This is a genomic window from Streptomyces sp. BE20 (assembly GCF_036322525.1).
Classification (GTDB): Bacteria; Actinomycetota; Actinomycetes; order Streptomycetales; family Streptomycetaceae; genus Kitasatospora.
In genome coordinates this window covers 17,921-31,716 of record NZ_JAQYWW010000911.1, presented here as the reverse complement: position 1 = coordinate 31,716, position 13,796 = coordinate 17,921, and the positions used below count along the sequence as shown (strand labels likewise).

The window sequence follows — 13,796 nt, the reverse complement described above, 5'->3', positions numbered from 1 at the left end:
GCCACCCATTTCCCACGCCGTGACGTGAGTAGACGTGAGTAGAGGAAGCACCGTGATCCCGGTTTCGTACGCACAGCAGCGGCTCTGGCTGGTCGACCAGATCGAAGGGCCGACCGCGCTCTACAACCTGCCGTTCGCGGTCCGGCTGCGCGGTGCGCCGGACACCGCCGCGCTGCGGGCCGCGACGGCGGACGTGGTCGCCCGGCACGAGGCCCTGCGCACGGTGTTCCCGGTGGTCGGGGGAGTCCCGGTGCAGCGGATCCTGCCGTCCGCGGAGGCGTCGATCGCCTTCGAGACGGTGGACTGCGCACCGGGACCGGACGGCGGGGACTACCCCGCCGTGCTGGACCGGGCCGCCGCCCGCACCTTCGACCTGGCGGCCGAACTCCCCCTCAGGGTCACGGTCTTCTCGCTCTCGCCCACCGAGCACGTGCTGCTCGTCGTGCTCCACCACATCGCCGGTGACGGCTGGTCGCTCGGCCCCCTGCTGCGCGACCTCGCCACCGCCTACCGGGCCCGGCTGGCCGGCTCCGCCCCCGCCTGGGAGCCGCTGCCGGTCCAGTACGCCGACTACACCCTCTGGCAGCGCGAGCTGCTCGGCGAGGAGTCGGACCGCGAAAGCCTGATGAGCCGTCAACTCGACTACTGGAGAGGAGTCCTGTCCGGTCTCCCGGAGGAACTGGAGCTCCCGGCCGACCGCCCCCGGCCCCCCGTCCCGACCGGCGCCGCCGACGCCGTCCCGTTCGTCTACGGCGCCGACCTGCACGCCGCGCTGGCCGATCTGGCGCGCCGCCACCGGTCCACCCTGTTCTCCGTCCTCCAGGCCGGCCTGGCCGCCCTGTTCACCCGCCTCGGCGCCGGCACCGACATCCCGCTCGGCACCGGCGTGGCCGGCCGCTCCGACGAGGCGCTGAACGACCTGGTCGGCTTCTTCGTCAACACGCTCGTCCTGCGCACGGACACCTCCGGGGACCCGACCTTCGCCGAACTCCTCGGCCGGGTCCGGGAGTCCCAGCTCGACGCGTTCTCCCACCAGGACGTTCCGTTCGAGCGGCTGGTCGAGGAGGTCAACCCGACCCGCGTGCTCGGCCGCCACCCGCTCTTCCAGACCCTGCTGGTCCTGCAGAACCACGAGGAGGGCGAACTCGGCCTGCCCGGGATGGAGTCGGAGCCCGAGCCGCTCGGCCTTCGGGTGGCGAAGTTCGACCTCAACATCGGCATCACCGAACGGCACGGCCCGGACGGCGCCCCCGCGGGCCTCACCGGCTCGGTCGAGTACGCGGCCGACCTCTACGACCGGGCCACCGTCGCCGCCCTGTTCGAGCGGCTCGGCCGGCTGCTCGCCGCCGCGGCGGCCGACCCCGCGGCCCCGATCGGCGCCCTCGACGTCCTCGGCCCCGCGGAGCGCACCCTCCTGGTCGACACCTGGAACGCCACCGCCGCCCCGGTCCGGACCGGCTCCCTGCCCGCCCTGTTCGCGGCGCAGGCCGCCCGCACCCCCGACGCGGTCGCGCTCGCCCACGACGGCGGCACCGTCGGCTACGCCGAGCTCGACGCCCGCGCCAACCGGCTCGCCCACCACCTGATCGCCAGCGGCGTCGGCCCCGAGTCCCCGGTCGCCCTGCTGATGGAGCGCTCGGTCGACCTGGTCGTCGCCACCCTCGCCGTGCTCAAGGCCGGCGGCTGCTACGTCCCGATGCACGCCGGCCTGCCGCCCGAGCGGATGGCCGCCCTGCTCGCCGACACCGGTGCCCCCGTCCTGCTCACCGACCGCGCGGACCCGGGCTTCCCGCACACCGCCGCCGTGGTCCGGCCCGGTGACGGGCACGACGCCCCCGACCACGACCCGGGCCTGCCCGTCCACCCCGACCGGCTCGCCTACGTGATGTTCACCTCCGGCTCCACCGGCACCCCCAAGGGCGTCGCCGTCCGCCACCGCGACGTCGTCGACCTCGCCGCCGACCGCCGCTGGCAGGACGGCCGGCACGAGCGGATCCTGCTGCACTCCCCGCACGCCTTCGACGCCGCCACCTACGAACTGTGGACGCCCCTGCTGAACGGGGCCACGGTGGTGGTCGCCCCGCCCGGCACCCTGGACGCCGCCGCCCTGCACGCCGTCGCCACCCGGCACGACGTGACCGCCGTCTTCCTGACCAAGGCGCTCTTCGACCTGGTCGCCGAGCAGGCCCCCGAGACCTTCACCGCCCTGCGCACCGTCTGCACCGGCGGCGAGGCGGCCTCCGCCACCCTGCTGCGCCGCGTCCTCGACCGCTGCCCCGACCTGCTGCTCGCCCACGTCTACGGCCCCACCGAGGCCACCACCTTCGCCACGTTCCACCACCTCGCCCCCGCCGACCTGGCGGGCCCCCGCGCACCGATCGGCGGCCCGCTCGACAACATGCGCGCCCACGTCCTGGACGCGCGGCTGCAGCCCGTCCCGGCCGGTGTCCCCGGCGAGCTGTACGTCGCCGGGGCCGGTCTGGCCCGCGGATACTGGCGCCGGCCCGCGCTGACCGCCGAGCGGTTCGTCGCCGACCCCTTCACGCCGGGGGAGCGGATGTACCGCACCGGTGACCTGGTGCGCCGCCGGGCCGACGGCGCGGTCGAGTTCCTCGGCCGGATCGACGGCCAGGTCAAGATCCGCGGCTTCCGGATCGAGCTCGGCGAGATCGAGGCGGTGCTCTCCCGCCACCCCGCCGTCCGGCAGGTCGTCGTGATCGCCCGCGAGGACCGCCCCGGCGACACCCGGCTGGTCGGCTACTGCGCCGCCGCCCCGGACGGCGCGTCCGGACTCGCCGCCGAGCTCAGGCAGTTCGCCGCCGGGACGCTCCCCGCGTACACGGTCCCGTCCGCCGTCGTCGTGCTCCCCGCCCTGCCGCTCAACGCCAACGGCAAGGTCGACCGGCGCGCCCTGCCCGCCCCCGACCTCGCCGCCGACACCGCGGGCCGCGCCCCGCGCGACGACCGCGAGCGCGCCCTCTGCGCACTCTTCGGCGAGATCCTCGGCATCGACGGCATCACCGTCGACGACGACTTCTTCGAACTCGGCGGCCACTCCCTGCTCGCCACCCGCCTGGTCGGCCGGGCCCGCACCGAACTCGGCGCGGAACTCGCCATCGGCGACCTCTTCCGGGCGCCGACCGTGGCCGCCCTCGCCGCCCGCCTCGCCGCCGGGCCGAGCGGCCCGACCGGGCCTGCCGCCGCCACCGCCTCCGTCGGCCGTGCCGGGTCCGCAGGGGCCGCCGCCGGCCCCGCCCGGATCGTGCTGGGCCGGGAGGAGCGCCCCGAACGGCTGCCGGTGTCCTTCGCCCAGCGCCGCCTCTGGTTCCTCGGCCGGGCCGAGGGCCCCGCCGCCACCTACAACGTGACCCTCGCCCTGCGGCTGACCGGCCCGCTCGACCCGGCCGCCCTCGAACGCGCCCTCGGCGACGTCGTCGACCGGCACGAGGCCCTGCGCACCGTCTTCGGCGAGCACGACGGCATCCCCTACCAGCGGGTGCTGCCCGCCCCGCCCGGCCCGCTGCTCACCGTCACCGACCGCCCGGTCGACGAACTCACCGGCCACACCTTCGACCTGGCCGCCGACGTCCCGCTGCACGCCTACCTGCGGCCCGAGGGCGCGGACGAGCACGTCCTGCTGCTGGTCCTGCACCACATCGCCGGCGACGGCTGGTCGCTGCGGCCGCTCTTCCACGACCTCACCGAGGCCTACACGGCCCGGCTCGGCGGCGAACGGCCGGTCCAGGAACCGCTGCCGGTCCAGTACGCCGACTACACCCTCTGGCAGTACCGGCTGCTCGGCTCCGACACCGACCCGCACAGCCCGCTCGGCCGTCAGCTCGCCCACTGGCGCGAGGCCCTGGCCGGCCTGCCGGACGAGCTGCCGCTCCCCGCGGACCGCCCCCGCCCGCCCGTCGCCACCCACCGCGGCGACGTCGTCCCGCTGGAGCTGGACGCGACCCTCCACGCCCGGCTGGCCGCCCTGGCCACCGCGCACGGGGCGACCCTGTTCATGGTGCTCCAGGCCGCGTACGCCACCCTGCTGCACCGCTTCGGCGCCGGCGACGACCTGCCGATCGGCACCCCGCTGGCCGGCCGCCTCGACGAGGCCCTCGACGACCTGGTCGGCTTCTTCGCCAACACCCTGGTGCTGCGCACCGACCTCGCCGGCCGCCCCGCCTTCGCCGAGCTGCTGGCCCGCGTCCGGGAGGCCGACCTCGCCGCCTACGCGCACCAGGACGTGCCGTTCGAGCGCCTGGTCGAGGAGCTGAACCCGGCCCGCACGCTGGCCCGCCACCCGCTCTTCCAGGTGATGATCGCCTTCGACAACACCACCGGCGGCGGAGGTCCGGAGTTCCCGGGCACCCGCACCGCCTACGAGCCGCTCGGCCTGCCGACCACCGCCTTCGACCTCACCCTCAACCTCTCCGAACGCCACCACCCGGACGGCGCCCCGGCGGGGCTGGAAGGCGGCCTGGAGTTCGCCACCGACCTCTTCGACCGGAGCACCGCCGAGCGGCTCGCCGCCGCCCTCACCGCGATCCTCGCCCAGGTCGCCGAGCGCCCGGACCTCCCGGTCGCCGAGCTGGACGTGCTCGGCGAGGCCGGCCGGGCGGCCCTGGCCGACTGGCACGGCACCGCCCGCCCGGGGCCGGACGCCCTCGTCCCTGACGGCCTCGCGCCCGACGCCCTCGTCCCGGCCGTCTTCGAGGACCGGGCGGCCCGCACGCCGGAGCTCACCGCCCTGGTCTTCCGGGACACCCGGCTGACCTACGCCGAGCTGAACGCCCGCGCCAACCGCCTCGCGCACGGCCTGCGGGCCGCCGGCGTCGGCCCCGAGTCGGTGGTCGCCCTCGCGCTGCCCCGGTCGGCCGAGTCGGTGGTCGCCCTGCTCGCCGTGCTCAAGGCCGGTGCCGCCTTCCTGCCGCTGGACGCCGACTACCCCCGCGACCGGATCGCCTACCTGCTCGCCGACGCCCGCCCGGCGGCCGTCCTCACCACCGACGACTGGCCGCTGCCCGAGGTGCTGGACGGCCTGCCCGTCCTGCCCGCCGCCCCGGAGGCGTGGGCCGACCGGCCCGCCGGTGACCTTCCGGCCACGGCCGGCCCCGAGAACGCCGCGTACGTCATCTACACCTCCGGCTCCACCGGCCGCCCCAAGGGCGTCGTGGTCCGCCACGCCGGCTTCGCCAACCTGCTCGCCTTCCACCGCACCGAGACCGTCACCGTCGCCGAACAGGCCCGCCCCGGGCGGCGGTTCACCTTCGCCCAGACCGCCTCGCTGTCCTTCGACACGTCACTCGAAGCGCTGCTCTGGATGGTCGCCGGCCACGAGCTGCACGTACTGGACGACGACCTGCGCCGCGACGCCGCCGCCGTCGTCCGCCACCTCGCGCGCACCGGGGCCGACGTCCTCGACATCACCCCCGGCCACGCCGAACGGCTGGTCGAGGAGGGCCTGCTCGCCGTCTGCCCGCCCGCCCTCGTGATGGTCGGCGGCGAGGCCCTCGGCCAGTCCCTCTGGAGCGTCCTCGCCGCCGCCCCCGACACCGCCGTCCTCAACGTGTACGGCCCCACCGAGTGCACCGTCGACGCGCTGTACCACCGGCTCACCGCCGACGGCCGCCCGCTGATCGGCCGCCCGCTGCCCAACCTCCGCGCGTACGTCCTCGACGGGCAGCTGAACCCGGTGCCCGTCGGCGTCCCCGGTGAGCTGTACCTGGCGGGGGTGGGCCTGGCCCGCGGCTACCTCGGCCGCCCGGGCCTGACCGCCGAGCGCTTCGTCGCCGATCCCTTCGGCGCAGCGGCGGGAGTGGCGGGGGAGCGCATGTACCGCACCGGCGACCTCGCCCGCCGCCGCCCCGACGGCCGGGTCGAGTACCTGGGCCGCACCGACCACCAGGTCAAGGTGCGCGGCTTCCGGATCGAACCCGGCGAGATCGAGACGACTCTCACCGCCCACCCCGACGTGCTGCGCGCCGCCGTGCTGCCCCACCGGGACGGCGCGGCCGGCACCCGGCTGGTCGCCTACGTGGTCGGCACGCCGCAGCTCGACCCGGCCGCGCTGCGCGCCCACGCGGCCGCCGCCCTGCCCGACTATATGGTCCCGGCCGCCTTCGTGACCCTGGACGCGCTGCCGCTCAACGTCAACGGCAAGCTCGACCGGGCCGCCCTGCCTGCCCCCGACTTCGCCGCCGCGACCGGGGGCCGGGCCGCCCGGACGGCGCGCGAGGAGATTCTCTGCGGGCTGTTCGCCGAGATCCTCGGCCTGCCGGAGGTCACCGTCGACGACGACTTCTTCGCCCTCGGCGGCCACTCGCTGCTCGCCACCAAGCTGCTCAGCCGGGTCCGCACCGCGCTCGGCGCGGAGCTGGGGATCCGGGACGTCTTCGAGGCCCCGACCGTGGCGGGCCTGGACCGGCGGCTGGGCGGCTCCGACGCCCGGCCGGCCCTGACGGCCGGCGAGCGCCCGGAGCGGCTGCCGCTCTCCTTCGCGCAGCAGCGGCTCTGGCTGATCGACCGGATGGAGGGCCCGAGCGCCCTCTACAACATGCCGCTCGCGCTGCGCCTCACCGGAGCACTGGACCCGACCGCCCTCGAAGCGGCCCTCGGCGACCTGGCGGCCCGGCACGAGAGCCTGCGCACCGTCATCGCGGAGCAGGACGGTGAGCCCCACCAGCGGATCCTCACCCCCGCCGAGGCGCCCCTGCGGGTCGAACTCCTCGACTGCGCGCCCGTGGCCGTCGACGCCGAGGTCGACCGGGCGGCCCGCCGCCCCTTCGACCTGGCCGCCGAGCCGCCCGTGCGCGTCACCCTGCTGCGGATCGCCCCCGAGGACCACGTCCTGGTGGTGGCACTGCACCACATCGCCGGGGACGGCTGGTCGATGGGCCCGCTGCTGCGCGACCTCGCCGAGGCGTACGCCGCCCGCCGCGACGGCGAATCTCCCGCGTGGCGTCAACTCCCCGTCCAGTACGCCGACTACGCGCTGTGGCAGCGTGCCCTGCTCGGCGACGAGACCGACCCGGAAAGCCTCGCTGCCGGCCAACTCGCCTACTGGCGCGAGACCCTGGCAGACCTCCCGGAGGAGCTGGCCCTCCCGGCGGACCGCCCGCGCGGCGCCCGCGCCGATCACCGCGGCGACCGGGTGGCCCTGCCGATCGACGCCGAACTGCACCGGGCGCTGGTCGCGTTGTCGCGCGAGCACCGGGTCACGATGTTCATGACCCTCCAGGCGGGCCTGGCGGCGCTGCTCACCCGGCTCGGCGCCGGTACCGACGTGCCGATCGGCTCGGTCGTCGCCGGCCGCTCGGACGAGGCGCTGGACGACCTGGTCGGCTTCTTCGTCAACACGCTCGTCCTGCGCACCGACACGTCCGGCGACCCGACCTTCACCGAGCTCCTCGGCCGGGTCCGGGAGACCGGCCTCGGCGCCTACGCCCACCAGGACGTGCCGTTCGAGCGGCTGGTCGAGGAGCTCAACCCGGCCCGTTCGCTGGCCCGCCACCCGCTCTTCCAGGTGGCGATGGTCCTGCAGTCCACCGAGGAGGCCGAGCCGGAGCTGGCCGGTCTGCGGGCCGAGCCGCTGCCGGCCGGCACCGGAGTCGCCAAGTTCGACCTGAACGTGACGCTGGAGGAGTTCTTCGGCCCCGACGGCGCGCCCGCCGGACTGGACTGCGCGATCGACTACGCCACCGACCTGTTCGACCGCGAGACGGTCGAGTCGATCGCCGCCCGCTTCGGCCGGCTGCTGGCGGCCGTGGTCGAGCGGCCGGGGCAGCGGATCGGCCGCGCCGACCTGCTGGCCGAGGGCGAGCGCGCCGAACTGCTCGGCGGCGCGCGGCCGTCGCCCGCCGACCGGCCGCTCGTCCCGGCCGTCTTCGAGGACCGGGCGGCCCGCACGCCGGAGCTCACCGCCCTGGTCTTCCGGGGCGCCCGGCTGACCTACGCCGAACTCGACGCCCGCGCCAACCGTCTCGCCCACGGCCTGACGGCGGCCGGCCTCGGCCCGGAGTCGCTGGTCGCGCTGGCCCTGTCCCGGTCGGCGGACACGGTGGTCGCCCGGCTCGCGGTGCTCAAGGCCGGCGCCGCCTTCCTGCCACTGGACGCCGACCACCCCCTCGACCGCACCGCCCACATGCTGGCCGACGCCCGCCCGGCGGTCGTCCTCACCGACGCGGCCTGGCCGCTGCCGGAGGCCCTGGACGGCTTCCCGCAGCTCCGTACCGACGAGCACCTGTGGGCCGGGCAGCCCGCCGACGCCCTCCCCGCCCGGGTCGGGCCGTCCGACGCCGCCTACGTCATCTACACCTCCGGTTCCACCGGCCGCCCCAAGGGCGTGGTGGTGAGCCACGGCTCGATCGCCGCCCTGCTCGCCGCGCACCGGGCCGACACCTTCGGCGACGTCGAGCGGCGGCACGGCCGGCTCCGCGTCGCCCTGACCGCCTCGCTCTGCTTCGACGCCTCCTGGGACAGCCTGCTCTGGATGGTCGCCGGCCACGAACTGCACCTGATCGACGACGAGCTGCGCCGCGAACCCGCCGCGCTGGTCCGCCACCTCCGGCAGACGGGCGTCGACGTCGTCAACGTCACCCCGTCCTACGCCGAACAGCTCCTGGACGAGGGCCTGTTGGACGAGCTCCTGCCGGGCGGGGGCCTGCCGGGCGAGGTCCCGCCGGGCGCGCCGGCGCCGCGGGTGCTGCTGCTCGGCGGCGAGGCCGTCGGCCAGTCGCTCTGGACCAGGCTGCGGGAGGCCCCCGCCACCGCCGCGTACAACCTGTACGGGCCCACCGAGTGCACCGTCGACGCCCTGATCCAGGCGTTCGCCGACTCGGACCGCCCGTCGCTGGGGCGGACCGTCCTCGGGACTCGGGCGTACGTGCTGGACGAGCACCTGAACCCGGTGCCCGTCGGCGTCCCCGGCGAGCTGTACCTCGCCGGGGCGGGCCTGGCCCGCGGCTACCTCGGCCGCCCGGGGCTGACCGCCGAGCGCTTCGTCGCCGACCCCTTCGCCGCCGACCCCATCGCCGCGGGGGCGGGCGCGGCGGGGGAGCGGATGTACCGCACCGGCGACCTGGTCCGCCGCACCCGCGACGGCCGGGTCGAGTACCTCGGCCGCACCGACCACCAGGTCAAGGTGCGCGGCTTCCGCATCGAACTCGGCGAGATCGAGCAGGTGCTCGCCCGCCACGAGACCGTCCGTCAGGCCGTCGTCACCCTGCACGAGAGCGCCGACGGGGACCGCCGCCTCGTCGCCCACTGCGCGACGGCCGCGCCCGGCACCGAACTCGCCCTCGAACTGCGCCGGTTCGCCGCCGAGTCGCTGCCCGCCCACATGGTGCCGTCCGCCGTCGTCACCCTCGACACGCTGCCGCTGACCGGCAGCGGCAAGATCGACCGCCGCGCCCTGCCCGACCCGGACTTCGGGCTCTTCGCCGGCGGCCGGGCCGCCCGCACCGCCCGCGAGGAACTGCTCTGCGGCCTCGTCGCCGAGGTCCTCGGGCTGCCGACCGTCTCGATCGACGACGACTTCTTCGCCCTCGGCGGCCACTCGCTGCTCGCGATGAAGCTGGTCAGCCGGGTCCGTTCGGCGCTCGGCGCCGAGCTGGGGATCCGGGACGTCTTCGAGGCCCCGACCGTGGCGGGCCTGGACCGGCGGCTGGACGGCTCCGACGCCCGGCCGGCCCTGACGGCCGGCGAGCGCCCGGAGCGGCTGCCGCTCTCCTTCGCCCAGCGACGGCTCTGGCTGATCGACCGGATGGAGGGCCCGAGCGCCCTCTACAACCTCCCGATCGCGCTGCGCCTCACCGGAGCACTGGACCCGACCGCCCTCGAAGCGGCCCTCGGCGACCTGGCGGCCCGGCACGAGAGCCTGCGCACACGTGTCACCGAGCAGGACGGCGAGCCCCACCAGTGGATCGTTCCGCCCACCGGGGCCCACGTCCCGTTCGACCGCCACCCCGCCCCGCCCGCCGACCCCGCCGCCGCCGTGGCCGCCTGCGCCGCGATCCCCTTCGACCTGGCCGCCGACCTCCCGGTCCGCGCCCACCTGCTCCCGCTCGCCCCGGACGAGCACCTGCTCGTCCTCGTCCTCCACCACATCGCCGGGGACGGCTGGTCGATGGGCCCGCTGCTGCGCGACCTCGCCGAGGCGTACGCCGCCCGCCGCGACGGCTCGGCCCCCGGGTGGCGTCAACTCCCCGTCCAGTACGCCGACTACGCGCTGTGGCAGCGCGCCCTGCTCGGGGACGAGACCGACCCCGGGAGCCGCGCCGCCGGTCAACTCGCCTACTGGCGCGAGACCCTGGCGGACCTCCCGGAGGAGCTCGCGCTCCCGGTGGACCGCCCCCGCCGCGCCGACAGCGGCCACCGCGGCGACCGCGTGGTCCTCCCGCTGGGCGCCGAACTGCACCGGGCGCTGGTCGCGTTGTCGCGCGAGCACCGGGTCACGATGTTCATGACCCTCCAGGCGGGCCTGGCGGCGCTGCTCACCCGGCTCGGCGCCGGTACCGACGTGCCGATCGGTTCGGTCGTCGCCGGTCGCACCGACGAGGCGCTGGACGACCTGGTCGGCTTCTTCGTCAACACGCTCGTCCTGCGCACCGACACGTCCGGCGACCCGGCCTTCGCCGAGCTGCTCCACCGCGTCCGGGAGGCCCAACTCGACGCTCACGCCCACCAGGACGTGCCGTTCGAGCGACTCGTCGAGGAGCTCAACCCCACCCGTTCGCTGGCCCGCCACCCGCTCTTCCAGGTGATGCTGCTGCTCCAGGGCGGCACGCCGGGCGGCGCCGGGGACGCACCGCTCGACCTGGCCGGCCTGCCGGCCACCGTCGAACCGGTCGGCGGGTACGAGGCGAAGTTCGACCTCTCCGTCGGCATGGGCGAGTCCTTCGACGCCGACGGCGCGCCCGCCGGACTGGAGTGCGCGATCGACTTCGCGACCGACCTGTTCGACCGGGAGACCGTCGAGTCGATCGCCGTCCGCTTCGGCCGGCTGCTGGCCGCGGTGGCCGCCCGCCCCGAACAGTCCATCGGCCGCGCCGACCTGCTCTCCGCCGCCGAGCGCGCGGAACTCCTCACCGGAGCGGCGGCGCCGCCGGCCGAGTCGCCGCTGCTGCCGGACGCCTTCGCGGCCCTGGCGGCCCGGACGCCGGACGCGACCGCCCTGGTCTCCGGGAGGACCCGGCTGACCTTCGCCGAGCTGGACGCGCTCGCGGACCGGCTGGCCGACCGCCTGGTCGCGGCGGGCGCCGGCCCCGAGTCGGTGGTCGCCCTGGCGCTGCCGCGGTCCGCCGAGACGGTGGTCGCCGTGCTCGCCGTCCTCAGGTCCGGCGCCGCCTCGCTCCCGCTGGACGCCGAGTACCCGGCCGACCGGACCGCCGCCATGCTCGCCGACGCCGCGCCCGCGCTCGTCCTCACCGACGACCGCTGGCCGCTGCCCGAACTGCTGGACGGCCTGGCCACCCTCTGCCCCGGCCCGGCGGACGGCCCCGCCGCCGCCCGCGCTGCCGCCGAGCGGACGGCCGCCCCCCGCACCCCGGCCACCCGAACCCCGGCCCCCCGCACCCCGGCCACCCGCGCCACCGCCGGGGACGCCGCGTACGTCGTCTACACCTCCGGTTCCACCGGCCGCCCCAAGGGCGTGGTGGTGAGCCACGGCTCGATCGCCGCCCTGCTCGCCTCGCACCGGGCCCCGACCGGCCCGATCGGCGCGGCCGAGCGCGCCCACGGCCGCCTGCGCGTCGCCCTCACCGCCTCGCTCTGCTTCGACGCCTCCTGGGACGGCCTGCTCTGGCTGGTCGCCGGCCACGAACTGCACCTGCTCGGGGACGACGTCCGCCGCGACGCCGCCGCCCTCGTCCGGCACGTCCGGGCCGAGCGCGTCGACGTCCTGGAGATCACCCCCTCCTACGCCGAACAGCTGCTCGACGAGGGCCTGTTGGCCGCGCCGGCGCCGCGGGTGCTGCTGCTCGGCGGCGAGGCCGTCGGCCAGTCGCTCTGGACCAGGCTGCGGGAGGCCCCCGCCACGGCCGCGTACAACCTGTACGGGCCCACCGAGTCCACCGTCGACGCGCTCACCCAGCCGTTCGCCGCCACCGATCGCCCCGCGCTGGGGCGGACCGTCCTCGGGACTCGGGCGTACGTGCTGGACGAGCACCTGAACCCGGTGCCCGTCGGCGTCCCCGGCGAGCTGTACCTCGCCGGGGCGGGCCTGGCCCGCGGCTACCTCGGCCGCCCGGGCCTGACCGCCGAGCGCTTCGTCGCCGACCCCTTCGCCGCAGGCGTGGGCGCGCCGGGGGAGCGGATGTACCGCACCGGCGACCTGGTCCGCCGCACCCGCGACGGCGCCCTCGCCTACCTGGGCCGCACCGACCAGCAGATCAAGATCCGCGGCTTCCGCGTCGAACCCGGCGAGATCGAGCACGTGCTCTCCCGTCACCCACGCGTCCACGCCGCCACCGTGACGGCCCGCGAGGACGGCGCCGCCGGCCCCCGCCTGGTCGCCTACGTGGTCGCCGACGGCGGATCCGCCGCGCGGGGAACCGGCCGGGACACCGGCCCGGGAGCCACGCCCGACACTCCCCTCGACCCGGCCGAGCTGCGGGCCTTCACCGCCGAGTCGCTGCCCGCCCACATGGTCCCGTCCGCCGTCGTGCTCCTCGACGCGCTGCCGCTGACCGCCGCCGGCAAGGTCGACCTCCGCGCCCTGCCCGCCCCGGACTTCGCCGCCTCGCCCACCGGACGCCCGCCCCGCACCCCGCGCGAGGAACGGCTCTGCGGCCTCTTCGCGGAGGTCCTGGGACTGCCCGGCGTCTCCGTCGACGACGGCTTCTTCGACCTCGGCGGCCACTCGCTGCTCGCCATGAAGCTGCTGGGCCGGATCCGCACCGCCTTCGGCACCGACCTCGGGATGCGGGCCCTCTTCGAGGCCCCCACCGTCGCGGGCCTGGCCCGCCGCCTGGACGCGGCGGACGGCCCGTCGGCCGCCGCCGGCGCCCCCGGCGCCCCCGGCGCCCCCGGCGCCCCCGGCGCCCCGGACCCCGCCGACGCCCTCGACGTGCTGCTCCCGCTCCGCGCCGGCGGCAGCAGGGCCCCGCTGTTCTGCGTCCACCCCGCCGCGGGCATCAGCTGGGTCTACTCGGGCCTGCTGCGCCACCTCGGCCCCGACCGCCCGGTCTACGGCCTCCAGGCCCGCGGCCTGCGCGGCGGCTCCCCGGCTGCCGTCACCGAGATCGCCGAGGACTACGTGCGCGAGCTGTGCACCGTCCAGCCCGAGGGCCCGTACCACCTGCTCGGCTGGTCCTTCGGCGCGGTCGTCGCCCAGGCGATGGCCGTCCGGCTCCAGGCCGACGGCGCCGAGGTCGCGCTGCTCGCCCTCCTCGACGGCGTGCCGGCCGACCCCGCCGGGTACGCGGACGCCCCGCCGTCCGACGACCCCGTCGACACCCTCGCCGAGCTGCTCGTCTCGCTCGGGTACGACCCGGCCGACGGACGCGGGCAGGCCGACCTCACCGCGCTGCTCGGCGAGGCCGCCGGCGTCCTGCCCGACGTCTTCGAACACCACCGCAAGCTGATGGCCGAACACGTGCCGGACCGCTACCGGGGCGACGCCGTCTTCTTCGGCGCCACCCTCGACAAGCCCGCGGACTGGCCCTACGAGGCGGCCTGGCGGCCGTACGTGGACGGCCGCGTCACGCTCCACCGCATCGCCTGCGAGCACGGCGCCATGACACAGCCCGACCCCGTCGCACGGATCGCTGCCGTGCTGGCCGAGAAGCTTGGAGAGTGACCCC

General features: G+C 76.5%; 1 protein-coding gene. It reads left to right on the top strand.

From position 1 onward, the window contains the following. The first annotated feature begins 52 nt into the window (after nt 1-52). Entirely contained in the window at nt 53-13,792 is a 13,740-nt protein-coding gene (locus tag PUR61_RS20965; RefSeq protein WP_329880700.1) for a non-ribosomal peptide synthetase, read from the top strand. The last annotated feature ends 4 nt before the right edge of the window (nt 13,793-13,796 follow it).